This window comes from Daejeonella sp. (genome assembly GCF_017495225.1).
Classification (GTDB): domain Bacteria; phylum Bacteroidota; class Bacteroidia; order Sphingobacteriales; family Sphingobacteriaceae; genus Daejeonella.
This window is the reverse complement of the sequence record NZ_JAFEIG010000023.1, coordinates 80003-101609: the sequence shown is the minus strand read 5'-3', so window position 1 is coordinate 101609 and position 21607 is coordinate 80003. Positions and strand designations below refer to the sequence as shown.

At 36.0% G+C, this 21607-nt stretch carries 21 protein-coding genes; 18 read left to right on the top strand and 3 right to left on the bottom strand.

Features of this window, described 5'->3' with window-relative positions:
• The first annotated feature begins 42 nt into the window (after positions 1-42).
• From QZ136_RS10440 to azu, 8 genes are all read left to right on the top strand, one after another.
• Positions 43-414: a DUF1801 domain-containing protein gene (locus tag QZ136_RS10440; RefSeq protein ID WP_291403197.1), complete on the top strand. Its 372-nt coding sequence runs from the start codon at positions 43-45 to the stop codon at positions 412-414.
• 86 nt (positions 415-500) lie between these two features.
• Complete coding sequence (locus QZ136_RS10435; RefSeq protein ID WP_291403195.1) at positions 501-1943, top strand: DUF1080 domain-containing protein; 1443 nt, start codon at positions 501-503, stop codon at positions 1941-1943.
• A gap of 7 nt (positions 1944-1950) precedes the next feature.
• The gene (locus tag QZ136_RS10430) at positions 1951-3918 is read left to right on the top strand and encodes a c-type cytochrome (protein WP_291403193.1); all 1968 of its coding nucleotides are present in this window, start codon (positions 1951-1953) and stop codon (positions 3916-3918) included.
• Positions 3919-4128: 210 nt separating this feature from the next.
• Positions 4129-4521 (top strand): hypothetical protein, encoded by a 393-nt coding sequence (locus QZ136_RS10425; protein ID WP_291403191.1) that lies wholly within the window; start codon positions 4129-4131, stop codon positions 4519-4521.
• Between the two features lie 17 nt (positions 4522-4538).
• Complete coding sequence (locus tag QZ136_RS10420) at positions 4539-5384, top strand: hypothetical protein (RefSeq protein ID WP_291403189.1); 846 nt, start codon at positions 4539-4541, stop codon at positions 5382-5384.
• 1 nt (position 5385) lies between these two features.
• The gene (locus QZ136_RS10415) at positions 5386-6060 is read left to right on the top strand and encodes a response regulator transcription factor (protein WP_291403187.1); all 675 of its coding nucleotides are present in this window, start codon (positions 5386-5388) and stop codon (positions 6058-6060) included.
• Complete coding sequence (locus QZ136_RS10410) at positions 6061-7395, top strand: HAMP domain-containing sensor histidine kinase (protein ID WP_291403185.1); 1335 nt, start codon at positions 6061-6063, stop codon at positions 7393-7395. It begins immediately after the preceding gene.
• Between the two features lie 293 nt (positions 7396-7688).
• Complete coding sequence (gene azu, locus QZ136_RS10405; RefSeq protein WP_291403184.1) at positions 7689-8192, top strand: azurin; 504 nt, start codon at positions 7689-7691, stop codon at positions 8190-8192.
• An 831-nt stretch (positions 8193-9023) separates the two neighbouring features.
• Here the strand turns inward: azu and QZ136_RS10400 are convergent.
• Both QZ136_RS10400 and QZ136_RS10395 read right to left on the bottom strand, forming a co-directional pair.
• Positions 9024-9698 carry an arylesterase gene (locus QZ136_RS10400; RefSeq protein WP_291403182.1) on the bottom strand — a complete coding sequence of 225 codons (675 nt, stop codon included), beginning with the start codon at positions 9696-9698 and terminating at the stop codon, positions 9024-9026.
• An 83-nt stretch (positions 9699-9781) separates the two neighbouring features.
• Positions 9782-10654, bottom strand: coding sequence for a hypothetical protein (locus QZ136_RS10395; protein WP_291403180.1), 873 nt, complete (start codon positions 10652-10654; stop codon positions 9782-9784).
• A 343-nt stretch (positions 10655-10997) separates the two neighbouring features.
• Between QZ136_RS10395 and QZ136_RS10390 the strand changes: the two genes are divergently transcribed.
• The 10 genes from QZ136_RS10390 to QZ136_RS10345 all read left to right on the top strand — a co-directional run bounded on the left by QZ136_RS10390 (position 10998) and on the right by QZ136_RS10345 (position 20628).
• Positions 10998-11144 (top strand): hypothetical protein, encoded by a 147-nt coding sequence (locus QZ136_RS10390; RefSeq protein ID WP_291403178.1) that lies wholly within the window; start codon positions 10998-11000, stop codon positions 11142-11144.
• A 119-nt stretch (positions 11145-11263) separates the two neighbouring features.
• Positions 11264-12925 (top strand): ATP-binding protein, encoded by a 1662-nt coding sequence (locus QZ136_RS10385; protein ID WP_291403176.1) that lies wholly within the window; start codon positions 11264-11266, stop codon positions 12923-12925.
• Positions 12926-12930: 5 nt separating this feature from the next.
• The gene (locus QZ136_RS10380) at positions 12931-13596 is read left to right on the top strand and encodes a response regulator (RefSeq protein ID WP_291403174.1); all 666 of its coding nucleotides are present in this window, start codon (positions 12931-12933) and stop codon (positions 13594-13596) included.
• A 340-nt stretch (positions 13597-13936) separates the two neighbouring features.
• Positions 13937-14134: a hypothetical protein gene (locus QZ136_RS10375; RefSeq protein ID WP_291403172.1), complete on the top strand. Its 198-nt coding sequence runs from the start codon at positions 13937-13939 to the stop codon at positions 14132-14134.
• 40 nt (positions 14135-14174) lie between these two features.
• Positions 14175-14570 (top strand): hypothetical protein, encoded by a 396-nt coding sequence (locus tag QZ136_RS10370; RefSeq protein WP_291403170.1) that lies wholly within the window; start codon positions 14175-14177, stop codon positions 14568-14570.
• 448 nt (positions 14571-15018) lie between these two features.
• On the top strand, positions 15019-15849 hold the full coding sequence (locus tag QZ136_RS10365) for a Bro-N domain-containing protein (protein WP_291403168.1): 831 nt from the start codon (positions 15019-15021) through the stop codon (positions 15847-15849).
• Positions 15850-16068: 219 nt separating this feature from the next.
• Complete coding sequence (locus tag QZ136_RS10360) at positions 16069-16341, top strand: hypothetical protein (RefSeq protein ID WP_291403165.1); 273 nt, start codon at positions 16069-16071, stop codon at positions 16339-16341.
• A 47-nt stretch (positions 16342-16388) separates the two neighbouring features.
• Positions 16389-16907 (top strand): thermonuclease family protein, encoded by a 519-nt coding sequence (locus QZ136_RS10355; protein WP_291403163.1) that lies wholly within the window; start codon positions 16389-16391, stop codon positions 16905-16907.
• Between the two features lie 447 nt (positions 16908-17354).
• Positions 17355-18071, top strand: a complete 717-nt coding sequence (locus QZ136_RS10350) for an ABC transporter ATP-binding protein (protein WP_291403161.1) — start codon at positions 17355-17357, stop codon at positions 18069-18071.
• Entirely contained in the window at positions 18058-20628 is a 2571-nt protein-coding gene (locus tag QZ136_RS10345) for an FtsX-like permease family protein (RefSeq protein ID WP_291403159.1), read from the top strand. The genes QZ136_RS10350 and QZ136_RS10345 overlap by 14 nt, the downstream gene beginning before the upstream one ends.
• 238 nt (positions 20629-20866) lie before the next feature.
• Here QZ136_RS10345 and QZ136_RS10340 read toward each other — a convergent pair whose 3' ends face one another.
• Positions 20867-21367 (bottom strand): transposase, encoded by a 501-nt coding sequence (locus tag QZ136_RS10340; RefSeq protein ID WP_291403158.1) that lies wholly within the window; start codon positions 21365-21367, stop codon positions 20867-20869.
• Positions 21368-21607 lie beyond the last annotated feature (240 nt).

Sequence of the window (21607 nt, the reverse complement as noted above, 5' to 3'; positions counted from 1 at the left end):
TATAATTGTAATTTTTGTACAATAATATTAAGAAGTGCTTTCATGAAAAACACGGTAAAATACCAAAATATTGATGAATATCTAGATTCAATCCCTCAAGATTTAAAGAATAAGCTTCAGATATTAAGATCAACTATACAAGAGGCTGCACCAGATTCTACCGAAGCAATTTGCTATCAAATGCCAACTTTTAAACTCAATGGAAATTTGCTCCATTTTGCTGCTTATAAAACCCATATCGGATTTTATCCGGGCCCTTCTGCAATTAAAGCGTTTGTTGATGAATTGGCTCCTTATAATTTATCAAAAGGTACCATTAGATTTACCCTAGAAGATGAAATTCCCTTGAATCTAATTTTTAGGATTGTTAAATTTAGAGTTGAGCAGAATAAATCTAAGCTTAAAGCAAAATAATTTGTTCAATTTTTGCCAATCAAAAATTTTATCTACTCAATATATTCATTTTTGATTATTATCTTCACAATTCATAATCAAAAAAAATGAATTCAACATTTAAATTTACCTCAACAATTTTTATGCGCTTTGCGGCGGTTCTGGTCATATTTATGACAGGTTCAGCCTATGCACAAAGCCCTACTCAGCTAGGTTTAAGCGACCTTTCTGCTTTTAAATCGCCTTCAAAATCTTGGCAAATTGCCGGTTCTGTTCAGGCAGATTTGAGTAAAACCAATTTTTTGAGCCTCGGCAATGGAAGTGGTATTCTTGTAAACTTCCCTGATAAAAAGAATAAGGGAGAAGATCTTTTTACGCTAGCCGAATATGGTGATATCGATTTGGAGTTTGAATATTTGATGGCTTCAGGCGCAAATTCAGGTCTTTACCTACAAGGACGCTACGAAATCCAATTGGAAGATACATGGGGTTCTCCAAGTCCGAAATCCAATACCAATGGTGGAATTTACCCGCGTTGGGATGATAGCAAACCAGAAGGACAGCAGGGTTATGCCGGTTATGCCCCTCGTCAAAATGCGAGCAAAGCCCCAGGTTTATGGCAGAAATTTAAAATCTCTTTTCAAGCGCCACGTTTTGATGCATCGGGTAAGAAAATTGCTAATGCAGTTATGCGTAGAGTAGAGTTAAATGGCGTTGTTATCCATGATAATGTAGAGCTAAGCGGCCCTACTCGTGGTTCTATTAGCAATGCAGAAGCTGCCAAAGCACCGCTTCGTTTCCAAGGAGACCATGGTGCTGTTGCATTCAAAAACATAAAAATTACTTCTTTTGATCGCCCAAGACCAACAGAAAAATTAAGTACTAATGATAATGGTGTTGATCCAATTCTAATCGATGCCTCAGAAAACAGCATTCTTAGAAGTTTCATGGATATACCTGGTTCGCCACGTGTAGTTCATGCAGTTTCTGTGGGAAGCGCATCAAAGGTTCATTATACATACGATATGGATAATGCCATGTTAGTTCAAGTTTGGAGAGGTGATTTCCTAAATGCAACTCCAATGTGGCACGATCGTGGAGATGGTTCTTCAAGACCATTAGGCATGGTGCAACGATTTGGAAAACCTAAACAAAGTATTGCTCAATTGGCAAGTACTGATGCCACATGGATTAGTGATACAACAGGTACATCTTATAAGCCAAAGGGATATGTGATTGATGAGCAAGGTTTACCAATTTTTAAATATCATACTTACGGAACCTCGGTTAGCGATCAGCTAACAGTTTTGGATTCAGGACGTGGTATTTCTCGTAAGATTAGCATTAGCAATCCTGTGAATAATTTGTATTTCCGTTTGGCGGATGCTGAAAATATTGTTCAATCAGCAGATGGTTCATATTTAATTGATAATCAATCGTATTATCTCAAAGTAGAAGATGGTGGAAAGGCATTTATCCGTGAAAATAAGGGTCGTAAAGAGTTGCTTATTCCAATCCTTAATACCTTAAATTATTCAATTTTATTCTAATTAGGACATGAAAAACATCGATAAAATATATAAAAAAGTCCTTTTAGGCGTATTCGCACTCGCTAGTATTTCTGCTTTTGCACAAGAAACTCCTAAGGAAGAAGATTTCTCCAAAATAATGAAAGTAGCCACTCCGGAAGGTATTATTCTGGAGGTGGGAGGCTTGGTAAATATGCCTAATGGCGATTTGGCTATTTCTACCCGCCGTGGTGATGTTTTTATTGTAGAGAATCCAACGAGTAGCAGACCCTATTTTAGAAAGTTTGCCTCAGGTTTACACGAAATATTAGGTTTAGCTTATAAAGATGGTGCACTTTACTGTGCACAACGTGGTGAGCTAACTAAATTAATAGATAATAATCAGGATGGTAAGGCTGATGTGTACGAAACCATTTATTCATGGCCACTTTCGGGTCATTATCATGAATATAGCTTCGGACCAAAGATTGCGCCTGATGGATCATTTTTCGTAACAGCCAATGTTGCATTTGGTAGTGAAGAATGGTGGAGAGGCGAGAGCCGTGTGCCATGGAGAGGCTGGACTATGCGCATCACTGAAGACGGTAAAATGGAGCCTTGGGCTACTGGAATGCGTTCTCCTGCCGGATTAGGCTTTTTAAATGATGAATTATTCTATACCGATAATCAAGGCGATTGGATGGGTTCTGGTGCGCTTTGGCAGGTAGCTAAAGGTGATTTCTTAGGGCATCCAGCAGGCTTAGCATGGACGGCAATGCCTAATTCTCCATTAAAATTGACTGAAGCTCAATTTAATTCAAAAATTGATCCTCGTAAGGTGAAAAATGAAAAGGGTCGTTATATCAAACCCGAAAATGTGGTGAATGAAGAATTTAAAACCCTTTTCGATATGAAGAAGGAGTTTCCTGAATTGCGTTTACCTGCCGTTTGGCTTCCTTATGGAATTTTAGGAATTTCAAATTCGGAGCCTATAACTATCCCGAAAGGGCATTTCGGACCGTTTGAAGGACAAATTTTAGTTGGTGATCAGGGAATGAGCATTCTTTCTAGAGTATTCATGGAAAAGGTAAATGGCGAGTATCAAGGTGCTTCTTTTATGTTCCGTTCTGGATTTAGATCGGGAGTACTCAGAATGTCTTGGGCACGTGATAGCTCCTTATTTATCGGTGAAACAAACCGTGGATGGGGTTCAGCAGGTGAGGCAAATGAAGGCTTACAGCGCCTAGTTTGGAATAAGAAAACACCTTTTGAAATGAAAGCGGTTAGAGCGATGCCTGATGGATTTGAAATTGAGTTTACCCTTCCTGTAGATCAAAAATCTGCCGAAGATTTAGCTTCTTACTCGGTAGAAAGTTATATCTATAAATATCAACCAGTTTATGGTAGTCCGCCAGTAAACCCTGAAAATCACGCGATTAAAGGTGTTAAATTATCCGCCGATGGTTTAAAAGCGAGAATTATCGTTGACAATTTACGTAGATATTATATTCATACTATTAAGCTTGACGGACTTCGTGAGCGTGATAATTTCTATTCATTGGTACACCCTACGGCATATTATACATTAAATAATATTCCAGAAGGTGCTAAACTTTCAATGACAGAAGTAAGCACTAAGAACTCCTCTATAGTTGTTGCTAAAGCTCCAACAGTTGCTCCAGCAATAAAAAAGACTAGTCCGGCACCAGCTGTCAAGCCAGCAGCCCCTAAAGCGGCACCTGCTGTTCAAGTTGCAAAGGCACCTACTTATGATGAAGTGAAAGGAATGCTTGCATCATATACTTGTTTATCTTGCCATAATCCTGATAAAAAAATGGTAGGACCAGCATTTAAGGATATTGCAAAACGTAAGTATAGTCCTGAGAAAATTGTACAGCTTATCCACAATCCTAAGCCAGAAAATTGGCCGGATTATCCAACCCCGATGCCGCCAATGCCTCAGGTTAAAAAGGAGGATGGCCTAAAAATAGCGGCTTATATCAACTCGCTTAAATAAAAATATATTTCTGCAAAAACCCGATCAATAAACGATCGGGTTTTTTTATGCAGAAATTCATCAAGTCTTCATGTTCGAGTACTACATTTGTGCCAAGATTATTATTTACCTAAAGATCTCCATGTTTTTTGATCCTAAGATTAAGGATATACTGATTAGAATGATAATCGCTTAACTCAAAAGAGCCAAAATTCCGTATTTTTACAAAAGATGAAATTGAGAGCAGTTTTTACTACAATGATCCTTATTGCTTTGCTTGGCATGCCATTTGCCAATCTATTTGCCTTTGATAAGGAAATTGAAGCTAAACCGCTTAAAAAGATTGATTTTGAGCATGTTATAATCCTGAGCCTAGATTCAATACCAGCAAAAAAAGTTACTGAAAAAAACGATCGGGAGCGTCCTGGAGGAGAGCTTAAACCAGGAGAAAGCAAGCGCATTGAAGAAATTAACAGGAATAATCAAAAAATTAGGCAAAAATCGGGTATTAAACAGGTGCCACGATCAATTCCAAAATTGAAACCTAAAACATTAAATGATCGCATTCCGATTAGAAGAATCCCAATGAGCACCCCCAAAAAGGGCTTTTCAGGATTTCATTAAAATTTGCCAATTAAGATATGAATAGAGGGTATATTTTTCTAACACTAATATTTTTTATAGCCTCAAGGGCCTTTTCGCAGGTTGATTCTACTGAAGTGGAGCCTAAAAGAAATACAATTATCCTAGCCGGTATTTATGGTAATAATGCCAATTATTACGGACAAACAGCGGAGCAAAAACTCCCTTATTTTCTAAACAATGCGGCTCTGAGTTTAAAAAACGGACTTTTCTTTTCTGTAGGATCTTACAAATTGATAAATGCTGGCGGTCCCTTAATTTCTGAATTAGATTTAACTGCTGGATTAGAACAGCAGATTGCGAAAAATTTTAATGGAACCATAGCTTATAGCCGATCTTTCTTTGCTAAAAATTCGCCATTATTAGGTGCAGCAAACGAAAATACCATAAGTGCTTCATTGGCTTATGATCTAAATTTTATTAAAACAGGCTTCAATACCTATTACGCTTTTGGAACACAAACCGATTTATTCCTTTCTTTTACAGCTTCAAAGGCCATTAATCTTGGAAGTATATCGAAGGAAAAGGATTTTATTTCTTTTGAGCCAGGTTTAGAGCTTGTAGGAGGCACCTTGCATTATCTTGAAGAATACATTGTAAAGCGCGATAGGAATACTATGCCTAATAACCCCAATCCACCTCCAAGAGATCAAAATTATACCATCACAAGGGATGCAAGTAGCTTCAACATGATTTCATACAATATGAATTTCTTGCTTGGCTATAATCGTAAGAATTATTTGTTGGAGGGTGCTTGGCAGGTTTCTAGCCTAGGGAAAAACGTATCGGATACACAGCAAAAGCCACGTTCATTTTTTAATTTAAGTTTCTATTACCAATTCTGATTTGAAAGTACTGCTAATTGAAGATGAGAAAACCTTGGCCTATGAAGTAGAGGCCTTCCTGAAAAAGGCATTTTACCTTTGCGATATGGCACATACCGCCAAAAAAGGACTCGAAATGCTTGGTGTAAATCCCTATGATTTTGTTTTATTGGATTTGGGATTACCTGATCTCGACGGACTAAAAGTGCTTCAAGAGGCAAAAAAGCTTAATCCTGATGCGGCTTATATCATTCTTACAGCACGTGGAAATATTGAAGATCGTATCTTGGGACTTGATTTAGGGGCTGATGATTATCTTCCTAAACCGTTCTCACTTTTAGAGTTGCAATCGCGTATGCAGGCAATCTCCAGAAGGAAATTTAATATCAATACGCAAGAAATAGAATTGGGTGAATTTATGATCGACCTACAAAATAGGACGGTTAAACATCAATCGCATGAGATTGACCTCACCCGAAAGGAATTTGACTTGCTTAGCTACTTGCTTTTACATAAAAACAGGGTGCTAAACAGAATGCAGCTTAGTGAGCATATTTGGGGCTCTTTTGTTGATGATGATTATGATTCCAATTATATTGACGTTCATATCAAGAATATTCGTAAAAAATTAGGAGCTTTCGGTGCAGTTGAATGGCTCGAAACGGTAAGAGGTGTAGGATATAAAATCAGAAAATAGTTGAAATTAATTAGCAAACTTACGCTCTTTATTACCCTCTCAAAGCTTGCTATAGTTTTGCTATTCGTGCTTACTTTGCCCTATTTAATTGGGGAAATTGCTAGCAACTATACCGATTATTACCTTCAACAGCAACAAAAGAAAGTACTAGAGGTTGTTAATAAAAATGGAGTTGATTCTTATCTTCAAGGCGAAGAAAGCTATGGTAGTTATACCATGTTGAAAGAGGAATACATCTCATTAGAGCCTGTAGAACAGGGATTTAAGCTTGATACCATTTATACCGATCAACGTATTATTGAGCAAGATACTCTAAACTATCGCGTACTTATTCATTCATTTGATACTGAAATAGGAACCTATTTGATGGAAGTTGGGAAAACCATCGAAACCATCGACCAATATAAGCGACCACTACAAAGGATTGCAACTTATGTATTGCTTGGGTTGATTCTAATTACCTTGATTATTGATCTTTTTTACACCCGTTTCCTTCTAAGGCCATTGGTGAAAATCATTAAGACCAAAATTATTAATAGGAAGTTTCCATTCAATGAAAATACGGTCCCGATTAAAACCACCACAAGCGATTTCCGTTTCCTCGACGACTCATTAATCAAATTGATGGAACAAATTCATGTCGCTTTTGAGAAAGAAAGAGAATTTACTGCCAATGCATCACATGAATTGATGACCCCAATCGGAATTTTGCAAAATAAAATTGAAAACCTGATGGGTGAGTCCGAAATTGGCGATTTAGTTCAAGAACGCCTTATTGGCATGCAAAAAACCTTGAACCGACTTAAGCGTATTGTGCACTCTTTATTACTGATTTCTAGAATTGAAAATGATCAATTTACGAAGAAGGAATCAGTAAAGGTTTCTGAATTATTTGAAGATATTTCGGATGAAATTAGTCACCGACTTAGCGAAAAAAATATCAGTTTAGAAATTTCTCTTTCAAAGGATATCATACTCAAAAACATAAACCGAGATCTTATTTTCCAAATGTTTTATAATTTGATAAACAATGCCATTCGTTATAATAAAGAATCTGGATTTATACATATTAAAGATCGCTTAAATGCAGATGGAACTTATGCTATAGACTTGATTGATAGTGGGATAGGTATTCCTGAAGAAGAAATTTCTACTATTTTCAATCGTTTTAAAAAGGCAAATAAATCAGAAGATTCGGGTGGATACGGACTTGGATTATCTATTGTTAAAAGTATCGCCGATTATCATCAAATAATAATTTCTGTAGAATCTGATTTAGAAAAGGGTACTCAATTTGGTATTTCTTTCCCCGCGAATTTATTGGAAAAGGTTTAGTTTTGCGTAGGGACAGGTCGTGACCTGTCCTTTTTTAATAAAAAATATTCTGTTAGTGGACAGGTCGCGACCTGTCCCTACATTACAACAAATCATATTTATAAATAAGTATATTAATCTTCTGTTACCATACAACCAGCTTTCATTTACAGCGATTTGTTTCTCAAATAGATTCCAATTATCATAATAAAGTATAAATAACAGTATTCGTTAAATGTGACAATCTGCCGATTATTCTCCATTTTTCAGGCCTTAATTTTGAGTATTATATAAAATTTAAAAACATAAATCATATGAAAAAATTAAGTTTAATTGCTTTTTCGGCATTATTTGCTTTGAGTTCTTGTGGTGGTGGTACAGAGACTACGGAAACCACAAGTGCAGAAACTACAAGTCAAGAAACTGCAGCTGCGCCAGTAGAAAAAGAAGTTTCGATTACCATTAATGCAGGTGATGATATGAAATATGATCTGCCTGAAATTACAGTTAAGGAAGGTCAGATTGTTAAGTTGACACTTAACCATACTGGTAAATTAGCTAAAGAAGCTATGGGTCATAATTGGGTATTATTAGCCCAGGGGACAATTGTTTCTGACTTTGCAACTAAAGCAATGCAAGCAAAAGACACCGATTACATCCCTGCTGGAGCTCCTGAAGTATTGGCAAACACTAAATTAATTGGTGGTGGTGAATCTGTTACAATTGAGTTTGTAGCACCTGCAAAGGGTGTTTATGAATTCATCTGTACATTCCCTGGTCATAGTGGTATGATGAAAGGTAATTTCTACGTTCAATAAATCGAAAAATTTTGATTTGAGAAGCCCAAAATTAACGTTTTGGGCTTTTTTTATGTCTTTTTCCGCGACATTGTTTCTAGTTGAGAAACAAAAAATTAATTCTACCATTGACGTTTTTTATAATTCATTAATAATCAATCAGTTGATATTTATGTCTTTGCTAGTTTAAGGCTATTTATATTGATTTTTATAACATAAATTAACCCTTTCAATGACGAACCATTTACCGTTCACATGGTTACAGAACAGGAATAAATTCCTGCCTTAAAATATGGGTCGAGCCTATGGCTCTTTTATGTATTTACCAGTATAGAACTATTTACCAGTCCCATCGGGACGACCCATCTTGTAGCAATGAATTTCAATCCATTGCAATAAATAAAATCAATCAGTTGAAAATTTGTTACATTTCAATTTATCGTCATTTATATTGATTTTAATAACATTAATTAACCCTGGCTAAGACGCAGAGACGCAAAGTTTTTTCAATAAAAATGGTTTTCGTCGATTTTATAACCTTATCAGCCGTCTTTTCTATATTTTATTGCCTTCTTTCTTTGCGGCTTTGCGGCTCTGCGAGACACAAAAAGATTAATTCTCGCTAAGACGCAAAAAATGTAACTGGTCGCTCCTCTGTTCGGTGTTGTCATCTTACCAGCCTTTAGCCTTTCTCTCCCAAATAAATATTTTCATTTTCTTGCAACTAATTCGCTTTACCTGCGTCTTATAATTGAATTGGTTAGATATGAATTGCCCCTTAAAAAATTGAGGAATTAATAAAGGGCTACAAACAAAAAAATCCGGAATTTCCGGATTTTTTTGTTTTAAAAATTATAGAATATCTTTTAAAACCTTCCACACATTATCCGCCAGTATTTGATGCCCAGCAGCTGTTGGGTGAATACCATCTGCTTGATTAAGTTCAGGCACACCTCCTACGCGATCCAATAAAAAAGGAACCAAAGTCATATCATTCTTTTTTGCGAGGTCTGGGAAGATTGTCCGGAATTCGGAGGCATAAGTTTTACCCATGTTGGGCGGGACTTCCATACCCACCATGACAAATTTCGCGTCTGGGTATTTAGCCTTCACTTGATCAATGATACTTTGTAAATTTTTACGAGTTTCAAGCACAGGAATACCCCTTAAACCGTCATTAGCGCCAAGCTCGAGCACAAAAATATCAACCTTATCCTTTAAGAGCCAATCGATGCGTGCTTTTCCTGCTGCAGAAGTTTCGCCACTAAGTCCCCCATTAATCACCTCATAATCAAGCTCTAATGAATCAATTTTATTTCCCAATAATGCGGGAAATGCTTCTTCTGGCTCCACACCTAGTCCGGCAGTAAGACTATCCCCAAAAACAAGAATGTTTTTCTTTTTAGTTATATTTTTTTCTTCTGATTTATTATTTTTATCGATTTCCTTTTTATTCTCCTCTCCATTGGTACAAGCGCTAATTAGTGCTATAAGTATCAAACAAGTATATATTTTGAGTTTATTCATGGCTTTTATTTTATACGAAAATACGGAATTTGGATCCTATTAGGAAGGTGGAATATTGGGATTTAAACAAAAATAATGTTTATCTATTTTTCAATTTGCCCTGTTATCACATATTTATTAAACATATATTTCGTTAATGGCTTTAACTGCTTGTCCGTATACACAGGGTGGTTGCCTGGTGAAGTATATAGTTCAACAACCTTATTGATTTTAGAATACCAAACTCCTTTGATATCAGATATTGTTAAGGTATCAGGACGAGTAATCTTCTTGAAATACTTAAGTTTCGATTCATCCAAAGCAATGATTTGAACTTGTGGCATTTTTTCATCACAATTTATTGAAGCATAACCTTCGTTTGTCCAATACATACATTGATTTTTATTTTTTCCAAAACTTAGAATAGAATTTGGGCTCAAGTACTGGTTTAATGAAAAGATTGCAATTATTGTTATCAGCAAAATAGGTAAAAGTCTTAGATTTTTTGTTTGATACCAAGTTTTGGCCGGTAATGTGATTTCATATCCCAATATGATGATTGGTTCTGATTTAGGCTCAATTTCATTTGTAATAGTTATGATCTCGCCTTTAGGTGTCGTATTTCCTTCGAAACTAAATTGATATGGCCTCGGGTTATAATCTACCAACCAAGCCAATAATTCGATATTCTTATCTTCTGTATCTTGAGTTTGTTCCTTTAAAAAATTAACTAATGGCTTAAACTTATCGGTATCAATATTCTTTATGGCTTTTAGATAGCCATCTTCATCATCGCGATGTCCAAAAAATTGACGAATAATTGCAATATCTCCTTTAGTGCCCCTAGACTGAACAACTAATAGACATTCCTTTTTTAGCTTAGCTGGTGTGGGATTAATTAAATTCAGTGGCAGCTTTCCCAGCACCCGATTTCTTTTATAAAAATCAACAACCTGTACTTTATAATCTGAGAACATTTGTCAGAAATTTTGAATAAAATTTTATGAATCTAAGGAATTTTCATGCTTTTCCGGAATTCCAATAGGAATTTATGGAATCCTTGGAATCAAATACAATGAAGCAGATGTCTTAGCAGCAATTTTACTCCTGGAAGCCGAAACGATCCTAGGCAATATCGGTTTCCACGAGAAAAGAATTGTAGAAAAATTGACGTGTCTTGGGAAGCACCGATACCATTCTGCTTTTCAATTCTCAATCCTTCCCAAAATTTTAAGAGGCGCCTCTTGAATAACATGCAGCAAGCTTTTCGAAAAGGTTTGGATGGCCCTGCCAGATTATTTACCTATTAATTTTTAAGAAATGATTGAGTTATTAATTGCAATCCTATTGGGATTGTCAAGCCCTACGGCTAGTACAAATGAAAGTGAATCTACAACTGCTCAAACAGGCAGCGATAATGTGATAGTGGATACCGGTGGAGGAGACAAACAAATTCCACCACAATAATTAAATAGAAAGGGCGCATTGATAAAAATTAATGCGCCCATTTTTGTTTAAAAAATCATTAATATATCAAATTGAAAAAACTACGGCGAATTGTATAAATTGGATAAAATTTTATTCATATGTATCGTTCCCTTTTATATATCCTTTTCATTACATTTTGCTACGCATGCTCCAACCCTCAAAAAGTAGAAAAATCTAAAAATCCAATTTTTCTAAAAGCATATAAATTTCGTGATAGTGGTGAAAAAGATTCTGCTTTCATTTACTATAATAAAGCTAAGGATGAACTTCTTCAAGAAAAGGATAGTGTTAATGCGGCCGTATGCTTGATCAATATGGCTATTATTGCTTCAGATAAGAGCGATTTTTTTGGGGCACAAGAATTAGCTTTAAATGCAGCTAGCTTTTTAGATGATAAAAACCCAGATCACTTTAATTATAACTTATCTAATTACAATACATTGGGTATTATAAGTTCAAGTTTAAAGCAATATGATAAAGCAGTAGAGTTTTATAATAAGAGTTTAGAGTTCACCGCAGATACTACATTTATATTGGTAATTAAAAATAATATAGCTAATAATTACCGAAAGAGTGGCAAATACGATGTTGCAATTCCTATTTTTAAAAGTATAATTAGTCAGGAGAAAAATCCTGTGGATTATGCTAGAATACTTACAAACTATGCAAGTGCCAAATGGCTTCAAAACCCAAGTTACGATGCATCTACAGAACTTAGACAAGGATTAAGTATCCGAATTAAAGAAAAAGATAAATTGGGCGAAAACAATAGCTACGATCATCTTACAGATTTTTACCTTAAAACTCGTCCCGATAGTGCTCTATACTTTGCGAAACAATGGCATCAAATGGTATACAGTCTTGATAGTCCAGATGACCTTCTCGAATGTCTTAAAAAGCTTGTTTCATTAAGTGATGACCAAAATTCAAAGAGATACTTTGCTCAATACCGCCAATTGTCAGACAGTATTCAAACATTAAGAAACAATGCCAAAAACCAATTTGCCCTCATTCGCTACGAAACAGAAAGACATAAGGCAGATAATTTATTATTACAGCGAAAGGCCACTATTCGTAATATATGGATTGTTTCGCTTAGCATTTTATTAATTGGAGGAGCTTTTCTATCCATTATTTGGTATAAAAGACGTGCAAAACGTTTAGAGCTTGAAGCTCAAAATGCCATTCAAGCTGGCCAATTAAAAACATCAAAAAAGGTACATGATGTAGTAGCCAATGGCATTTATCAAATAATGACCGAGATTGAAAACAGCAAAGAGATTGCCCAAGAACAAATACTTGATAAAATGGAATCGCTTTATGAGCGCTCCCGAGATATTTCTTATGAAGTTTTAGCGAAAGCAGCTGATGAAAGTAATTTTGAAAACTCAATCCGCGAATTATTAGTCTCATTTGCTTCTGAAGAAACCAAAGTGGTGATTGTTGGAAATACGAATGAACTCTGGAAATATATGCCAGCAGAAGATCAATTTGAGATAAAACAGGTGCTTCAAGAGTTAATGGTAAACATGAGAAAACACAGTCGTGCGACTCATGTAGCCATCAGATTTGAACTCAAAGGCAATAAAATTTTTATTTATTACACAGATAATGGCATTGGAATCTCCAATGGCATAAAATTTAAGAATGGTTTATCAAATACGGGAAACCGTATTAATAGCATAAATGGTAATATTAATTTTGGAACCAGTACAAGTGGCGGACTTAACGTGCAGTTAATGATTCCTATCAAGGTTTAAAAATTATGTTCAAAAAGGTTCTTATTGCTGAAGATCATGAAAGTTCTAATATTTCGATTAGGAAAGCATTAGAGGATTTCGGTTGTTTGAATAATGACCATGTTTATTATTGTGATGATGCACTTAAGCGTATCAATCATGCTTTAAAAACAGGTAATGAGTATGATTTGCTCATAACCGACCTATCTTTTGAAGAAGATGAGATTCCTCAAACAATTGGTACAGGTACTGAATTAATTAAGGCAGTAAAAGAATTGCAGCCTAATATTAAGGTACTTGTATTTTCTGCCGAGAGCAAAGGAGCTATCATTGATAATTTATTTAAAGAATTGAATATCAATGCATTTGTGCGAAAAGCTCGCCGCGACGTAACCGAACTTAAGCAAGCATTTGATGCTATTTGCAATCAAAAAACCTATTTAAGTGCTTCATTGAGACGCTCAATTCAATACAGTAATGCTTATGAATTTAAGGAGTTTGATATCATATTAATAAGTTTGCTATCTAAAGGTGTTTTACAAAAAGATATTCCAACTCATTTAAAGGCAAAGAAAATTAAACCTTCCGGACTAAGCAGTGTTGAGAAGCGTTTAAACTATATGAAGGAAGTTTTAAGCTTTAATAATAATGAGCAGCTAATTGCTTTTTGTAAGGATATTGGGGTGATATAAAATTATCTTAAATTTAATCTCATAATTTTTTTTGTAAAAATTTGTCAAAAGGTCTATTTCTCAAAATGGCTTTTTCGGTGTTTATCCTATTCTTTTTGAATCCTGCCAGTCCTAGCAAATACAAATTTCGGGGAAAATTATCAACAATTTCTTCTTTTACGGATTCCCGTAAGTATATCTACTCAAAATAAAAGATTTTTGTGCAATCCAATTTATTTGTGTTTAAAGCCATATTTCTGAGTATATGTGCTTTAAAATCAGAGCTTAATGATATAATATTTTTCTATATATCTTCTTAAGCATAAACATGGATTAAGATGGTGTTCAATAAATTTTTAATATGATCTGGTTTATGGTACTTATGCCAATGATTGCTCTTGGAGCATTTCTTGGCTATTTAAAATTTGCAAAGACAGAGGAAGATCTGTATGAAACAATTGATTTTGGAATTCGCTGTGCTTATGTGGGTTTGCAGGTTTTTATAGCGCTTGGGGGATTGGTGTTTTTAGGGATTGTGGGATGGTGGTTGGTGGGGTGAGGTAATTAATTGTTTAAAAAAACAATAAAGATTCTAATAAATGAAAAAGCTACTTTTTGTAATTCTGTTTTTTATACCTTTTTTATGTGATGCACAAATTCATTTAGGATTAAGATTAAGTGAATTACAAGAATTGTATCCCGAAGATAAATTTATAATTGAGTTGAACGATAGCGGCACAAAATACACAAGTTTTGAAGGTGATTTCGGAACTTATGTTTATTATTTTGACAAAGAAACCCATCAAATTAATTACATGATTCAGATTATGGAAAATGTTGGTGGATTAAATGCACAAGTGGAAGAATTTAATAAACAATACGTAATTATTTCCGATACTTCTTGGAGGGCTTATTTGGAAGAAGGCAAGATTATTAAAATTAAGCTTTTGTATAATAAAGAACTCAAAGCATCTTATTTTGAATATGTGGAGTGATGGGCAATAAATAGTAAAGAACTTTATTTATAATCTTATTTAAGCTTTATTGCAATTAAAAGTAATAAATTAGATCATTCACTGTATGTAGACTTCAGCGCAGCGCTGTCTACGGATTATTCAATAATAAGTTCTTCAGACTCCTTACAATCGCTAGTTGAGGCTCCTCTACGGATTAATTAGGATGAAACATTGCAGTCTTTATAAAAAAAGCACAGCTTTTTCCGATAAATAAATCAATTGGTTTATGTTTTGATTTTTTGAAATTAGTTCTTACTAAATCAACAAATAATTAGCCACAAATTGCTCGTGTTTTCGTTCGAAAAACGTATCTTAAAAGAAAAATTGAAAGAATTTAAAAAATTCAAATCGTTTCAAGGCTTAACGATTTACATGAATTGACGGAGGAGGAAATAAAGATTGTGGAAAACGCATAAAATCACGAGATATGAACAAGGAAAACGCCATCAAATTATTTGAAGAAAAAAAGATTCGTTCACTTTGGAACGAAAAAGAAGAACAATGGTATTTTTCGGTTGTTGATATTATTGAAGCACTTACAGATTCAGTAAACCCAACTGACTATTTAAAAAAGCTTAGAAAGCGAGATTCCGAATTGGGAAGCTACATAGGGACAAATTGTCCCCAGGTAGAAATGCTTACCAATGGTAAAATAAGAAAAACCTTAGCCGGAACAGTTAAAGATATATTCCGCATCATCCAGTCTATCCCTTCTCCCAAAGCCGAACCCTTTAAGCAATGGCTTGCCAAAGTAGGCTATGAGCGGATGCAAGAAATAAATGACCCGAGCCAAAGCATAGACAGAGCTAGAGAAAACTGGCAAAAACTAGGCAGAAGCGAAAAATGGATTCAGCAACGAATGACGGGTCAGGAAACACGCAATAAGCTAACCGATTACTGGCAAGAAAGTGGCGTAAAAAAAGGAGATGAGTTTGCGGCATTAACCAATATCATTCACCAAGAATGGACAGGATTAACCGTAAAGAAACACAAGGATTTAAAAGGTTTAAAATCTCAAAACCTAAGAGATCATATGAGTGAAGCCGAACTTATTTTCACAGCCTTGGCAGAACTTTCTACCAGGCAAATAGCAGAAACCGAAAAGGCAAAAGGATTAGAGGAGAATGCTGTTGCTAGTAAAAAAGGAGGTGCTGTTGCCAAAAATGCAAGAAAAGAATTAGAAGCAAACACGGGTAAAAGTGTGGTAACTGGCGAGAACTTTTTACCACCTGCAAAGGATAAAAAGAAATTGAAATAACATAAATCCGTTTTATTAATTGCTAATTCAAGAAAAACATCCACTGGCAAATTGCATTTTGAACTAATATACCCTGATTCAAAAGATAAAAATTGGATGCATTATGAATTTTTTGATGAGGTACATCTGCACCCAAGGCTTAGTCTTGAAATTAGAGAAAGCGATGATTGCTTACATCTGAATATAAACCCCTTCTAAAATATTTTATTTTTGGTAGCAATGCACGACGACTCCCCATACCTCCAAGCCCTCGTAGAAATCAATTCTCCTCCTTTCAATGAGAAAGAATGGCTCTTAAGCAATTTTGAACTTTATAAAAGCACATTAATTTGGCCAGATAATCTTCCACCCATCGGGAGGTCAAATCTTCAAAAAGGTATGCTAATTGAAAAATTTAACTCTACTTATCATGAAATCCTATCAGAGTTTCACTATACATTGGATAATGGAAATCAAATGCTGATTCTTGGAGATAGATTGGAGGATATTTGAATTGTTTTTATTTACATTGTCAATTGCTTAGAAATCTTTAAACTTACATGAAATCCATCTTCCCCAAAATCTTCCTCCTTTTCCTTCTTTTTACCGCCCCAGTTTTTATTGCTTGTTCAAATATTCCTGATACAGAAATTGCTAGTTCGCAGCCAAATAAAAGCAAGCTTTATAGCATAAAAAAGATTGTTGATGGAGATACTTTTTGGATTGATAATGGAGTGGCTAAGGGACTAAAAATCAGATTAATTGGGGTAAATGCACCCGAATCACGTAAAACGAATCGTAAGGATGTGGAATATTTCGGGAAAGAGGCAAAGAATTATCTTATAAAATTCCTCAGCAATAAAAGAGTAAGATTGGTTTATGATGTTGCTCCCAAAGACCGTTATGGCAGAGCCTTGGCTTATGTTTATTTAGAAGATGGCACATTTTTAAATGCTCATTTAGTCAAAAATGGCTATGCTTCGGTTATGACTATTCCGCCGAACGTAAAATACGCTGATTATTTCGTGAAGCTGCAACGTGAAGCTAGGTTGAATAAGAGGGGGCTTTGGGGGAGGTAGGGCTTGGGGATTGCTAACCCGTCATTTCGAACTCTCAACTAGAATCGTGCTGATTGGAGGCCCTGAATCGAGTTCAGGGTGATATTCTTTTACTTCATAATGTGAATTATGGCCGTCATTTCGAACACTCGTCTAGAGACATCTTTTTTTACTGTGATCGTGATGAGTGGAGAAATCTCATTTTGATTTCAAATCTCATTATTGATTTGTGCTAGTTTCAAGCTAGGTGTTTCATAGCATGAGATTTCTCCATGCCAGACATTAAAAGTTAATAGGGCGATTAGTGTGGCATGTTCGAAATGACGGTATGCTGGCTTTGACCATTCCAAATTCCTACACAGGCATAATATTTGCATCATCCCTCACATTCAATAATATGAGATGATTTTTACATTTCAAGCCCCTCATTTTGCTTATTTTGCAAAAGCTGATCAATAAATAAAAATTATGCCTGTCGATAATATCCTAAACATTCAAAACCTAAGTAAAACCTATAAAAGTGGCGGAAAAACACTTAGCGTTTTAGATGATATTAATTTTGCTATTGAGGCGGGTTCTACCTGCGCCATTGTTGGTCCCTCAGGTAGTGGAAAAACTACTCTTCTCGGTCTTTGTGCTGGTTTAGACCGTTCAAGTTCAGGAATTGTGGAGCTTAACCATATTCGTTTAGATCATCTGAATGAGGATGAGCGCGCACATGTGCGTAATCAATATGTGGGATTTATCTTCCAAAATTTTCAGCTTCTTCCCACCCTTACCGCCCTCGAAAATGTAATGGTTCCTTTGGAGCTTCGAGGCGAAAAGCATATCCGTCCGCGTGCGGAAGCTTTACTCGAGAAGGTTGGTTTAGCAGATAGAGGCCACCATTACCCAAGTCAGCTTTCAGGTGGCGAGCAGCAGCGTGTTTCTTTAGCTCGTGCTTTCTCCAATTCGCCTAAAATATTATTTGCTGATGAACCAACTGGAAATCTTGATGCGGAAACCAGCGAAAAGGTGGTAAAATTGCTTTTCGACCTCAATAAGGAGGCTGGAACAACGCTCGTTTTAGTAACGCATGATTTAGATCTAGCCTCAAAAACACAAAGAATTCTCCGCATCAAAGGTGGTTCTTTAATTTCCGATGAACGTACAAACAGTCAAAATTTGAATCATGTCGGAGCTTAATTTGAGTCCTACTACAGAAAAAAGCACGGCTATGAATGTCAAATGGCTTTTGCTTATGGCTTGGCGCGATAGTCGCCGAAACCGCTCCCGTTTATTCCTTTTTATTTCTTCCATCATTCTCGGAATTGCGGCCTTAGTTGCTATTTATTCTTTTGAGTACAATCTTAAAAAGGACATCGATTCGCAGGCCAAAAGTCTTTTGGGTGCCGATTTAGTTGTAGAAACCAATAAAGCAGTAGCTCCCAATGCCTTAAAATTACTCCAAGGATTAGGAGATGAACGTTCCGAAGAACGCGCTTTTGCGTCCATGATTTATTTCCCAAAGAGTGGAGGAACTCGATTAGTTAGTGTAAAAGCACTCTCTGGTCAATATCCTTACTATGGCGAAATTGAGACTAGTCCCGCGACTGCCAGCCGCACTTTTCGTGAAAGCCAAACAGCCCTCGTTGACAAGACCCTCATGCTCCAATTTAATGCACAAGTGGGTGATTCAATTAAAGTGGGTGAACTTAGCTTTGAAATTGCAGGTGTACTCAATAAAGCTCCAGGTCAGACGGGTTTCGCTTCTTCCGTAGCGCCCATCGTTTATATTCCTTTGAGCTATTTAGAGCAAACGGGGCTTTCACAAAGGGGAAGTCGTATCACTTATAATTACTATTATAAATTTTCGGAAGGTGTTGATATTAAGAAAATAGCAAAAAAATTAGAACCTCAATTCGAGAAAGCGGAGCTTGACTATGAAACGATTGAATCGCGCAAGGAGAATACAGGGCGTTCTTTTGAGGATCTTACCGAATTTCTGGCTTTAGTGGGTTTCATCGCTCTTCTTTTGGGATGTATTGGTGTTGCCAGTGCTATTCATATTTACATCCGCGAAAAGATAAATACCATCGCTATTCTGCGATGCCTCGGTGCTAGCTCGAAACAAGCATTTTTCATCTATTTGATTCAAATTATTGGCATCGGATTTATTGGTTCTACATTGGGTGCTTTACTTGGAACACTTATTCAGCAGGTTTTGCCGGCAGTCTTAGCTGATTTTTTGCCGGTCCAAATTACTGCAACCGTTTCCTGGCTTGCCATTGCTCAGGGCATTATTTTGGGACTAATCATCTCTATTTTGTTTGCGCTTTTGCCCTTGGTATCGGTCCGGAATATTTCGCCGTTAAACACTTTGCGTCTATCTTTTCAGGAAACATCCTTGTTTAAAGATCCGCTCAAATGGTTGGTGTATTTCTTAATTGTGCTATTTGTTTTCGGCTTTAGCTATTTGCAGATGAGCTCTCTGAAACAGACCTTTTTCTTTACTGGTGGTGTTTTTTTCGCATTTTTGGTCTTGGCTGCGCTAGCTTATGCTTTGATGTGGTTAGCACGTCGTTTTTTTCCTAGTTCATGGAGTTATTTATGGCGTCAGGGATTCGCAAACTTGTTCAGACCGAATAATCAGACTTTAATTTTAGTGGTTTCAATCGGTCTGGGGACGGCCTTTATTAGCACTTTGTTTTTTGTTCAGGGAATTTTAATCAATAGTGTCACGCTTTCATCAAGTAAAAATCAGCCCAATATGGTGCTTTTTGATATTCAAACTGATCAAAAAGTGGCCGTGGCAGATCTCACCAAAAGCATGAATCTCCCTGTTATTCAGCAGGTTCCAATTGTAAATCTGCGCATCACTGAAATTAATGGTCGTAATGCTACTGACTTAAAGAAGGATAGTTTAAATAAGGCTGCTATCCGTGCTTTAGATCGTGAATTCCGCGTTACCTATCGCGATAGCTTAAGCGATTCGGAAGAAATTATAGAAGGTGAATGGACTGGCAAAGTGGAATCAGGAAAGCCAATTTATGTGTCGATTGAGGATGCCTATGCCCGTCGAATTGGCGTTAAGGTAGGTGATGAGCTTAAATTTAATGTGCAGGGAGCGCCTTTGAAGGCGATTATTGGAAGTACTAGAAAGGTGGATTGGAATCGTATTCAGACTAATTTTCTCTTAATTTTTCCTGCTGGTGTGCTTGAAGCTGCACCTCAGTTTCATGTGCTTTTAACGCAAGTTCCTAGTAATGAGGTTTCTGCAAAATATCAACAAGCGGTAGTTCGTACATTTCCAAATATTTCTATGATTGACCTTGGCTTAGTTTTGAGTGTTCTCGATGAAATTTTGGATAAAATGGGCTTTGTAATTCGTTTTATGGCTGCTTTTAGCATCATTACGGGATTAATTGTGCTGATTTCATCGGTTTTAATCAGTAAATATCAACGAATTAGAGAAAGTGTATTACTCCGAACCATTGGCGCTAGTCGCAAGCAAATATTAATTATTACAGCATTAGAATATTTCTTCCTCGGTGCTTTGGCAGCAGGTGCGGGAATAATTTTATCGCTTTTAGCCAGTTGGGCATTGGCAGTATTTAGTTTTGAAACTAGCTTTCAGCCAGAAATGCTGCCAATAATTTTACTGTTTTTATTGATTTGTTCATTAACCGTAATTATAGGTCTATTTAACAGTAGAGGGATATTGAATAGACCTCCTTTGGAGGTGCTTAGATCGGAGGTTTAAAATATTAATTCTTTGATGTCGTTGTCATCGTCGTTGTCGTTGTCGTTGTCGTTGTCGGGGCGACCCTCGCGGTCGCCCATTAATAAAAATTAAAATTATTATTAATGGAAAGGGCGGGGGTGAACCCTGTGCCGTCAATTGCGGTTGCCCTATATAAAAAATTAAAATTATTATTAATGGAAAGGGCGGGGGTGAACCCCGCCCCTACGGTTGATTCGACGATGTTCAATTGTTTAATTTATTTCCGATAAAATTTATCTTTTTTCCAATTTTTTGGATTGTTTTCAATATAATTTGATATCTGTAAATAAGATTGTTCATTTCGAATAATGATGTCATAATAATCTCTTTGCCAAAATTTTCCCATCTGTTCATTTTTTGATTTATAGATGTCTAAACAGGCATTTGCAACTAATGATTTATATGCACAAATGATATCGCCTATTGTTGCGGTGGCCGTAGGGGCGACCCTCGCGGTCGCCCTTAAATCATTTTGATTTAACGAAATGGCGGGGGTGAATCCTGTGCCGTTAATTGCGGTTGCCCTATTATTAAAATTATTATTGGAAAGGGCGGGGGTGAACCCCGCCCCTACGACTGGATTTATATTCGTTAATGAAATTATTCCATGCATATGATTTGGCATTATTTGAAATGTATCCAATTCAAAATTTGGAAATCTATCGGCTAATTTTATCCATTCTTCATGTGCAATTTTGCCATATTCGTTCAATTTCATTTCTTCGTTTTCAACATCCCCAAACCTATAAATGTTATTTTGGCAATTTGTCGTTATGAAATAAAGTCCTAATTGCGAGTAGTCGTAACCCTTATGTCGTATCGATCTACGGTGATGTTTATTAGGATTGAATTTGGTCATTTTTTTAATGATCAAATTAGGATAAAAAGGGAAAAACAGTTCTCAATGTGTTTAATTTTCTATTTAACGGTAAAGCATCTTTTTCATTCCTTTTGATAA

Bases quoted from the DNA above. Each gene is read 5' to 3' on its own strand.
- QZ136_RS10440 (WP_291403197.1), top strand. From the start codon at position 43: ATGAAAAACACGGTAAAATACCAAAATATTGATGAATATCTAGATTCA.
- QZ136_RS10435 (WP_291403195.1), top strand. From the start codon at position 501: ATGAATTCAACATTTAAATTTACCTCAACAATTTTTATGCGCTTTGCG.
- QZ136_RS10430 (WP_291403193.1), top strand. From the start codon at position 1,951: ATGAAAAACATCGATAAAATATATAAAAAAGTCCTTTTAGGCGTATTC.
- QZ136_RS10425 (WP_291403191.1), top strand. From the start codon at position 4,129: ATGAAATTGAGAGCAGTTTTTACTACAATGATCCTTATTGCTTTGCTT.
- QZ136_RS10420 (WP_291403189.1), top strand. From the start codon at position 4,539: ATGAATAGAGGGTATATTTTTCTAACACTAATATTTTTTATAGCCTCA.
- azu (WP_291403184.1), top strand. From the start codon at position 7,689: ATGAAAAAATTAAGTTTAATTGCTTTTTCGGCATTATTTGCTTTGAGT.
- QZ136_RS10400 (WP_291403182.1), bottom strand. From the start codon at position 9,698: ATGAATAAACTCAAAATATATACTTGTTTGATACTTATAGCACTAATT.
- QZ136_RS10395 (WP_291403180.1), bottom strand. From the start codon at position 10,654: ATGTTCTCAGATTATAAAGTACAGGTTGTTGATTTTTATAAAAGAAAT.
- QZ136_RS10390 (WP_291403178.1), top strand. From the start codon at position 10,998: ATGATTGAGTTATTAATTGCAATCCTATTGGGATTGTCAAGCCCTACG.
- QZ136_RS10385 (WP_291403176.1), top strand. From the start codon at position 11,264: ATGTATCGTTCCCTTTTATATATCCTTTTCATTACATTTTGCTACGCA.
- QZ136_RS10380 (WP_291403174.1), top strand. From the start codon at position 12,931: ATGTTCAAAAAGGTTCTTATTGCTGAAGATCATGAAAGTTCTAATATT.
- QZ136_RS10375 (WP_291403172.1), top strand. From the start codon at position 13,937: ATGATCTGGTTTATGGTACTTATGCCAATGATTGCTCTTGGAGCATTT.
- QZ136_RS10370 (WP_291403170.1), top strand. From the start codon at position 14,175: ATGAAAAAGCTACTTTTTGTAATTCTGTTTTTTATACCTTTTTTATGT.
- QZ136_RS10365 (WP_291403168.1), top strand. From the start codon at position 15,019: ATGAACAAGGAAAACGCCATCAAATTATTTGAAGAAAAAAAGATTCGT.
- QZ136_RS10360 (WP_291403165.1), top strand. From the start codon at position 16,069: ATGCACGACGACTCCCCATACCTCCAAGCCCTCGTAGAAATCAATTCT.
- QZ136_RS10355 (WP_291403163.1), top strand. From the start codon at position 16,389: ATGAAATCCATCTTCCCCAAAATCTTCCTCCTTTTCCTTCTTTTTACC.
- QZ136_RS10350 (WP_291403161.1), top strand. From the start codon at position 17,355: ATGCCTGTCGATAATATCCTAAACATTCAAAACCTAAGTAAAACCTAT.
- QZ136_RS10345 (WP_291403159.1), top strand. From the start codon at position 18,058: ATGTCGGAGCTTAATTTGAGTCCTACTACAGAAAAAAGCACGGCTATG.
- QZ136_RS10340 (WP_291403158.1), bottom strand. From the start codon at position 21,367: ATGAAATTGAACGAATATGGCAAAATTGCACATGAAGAATGGATAAAA.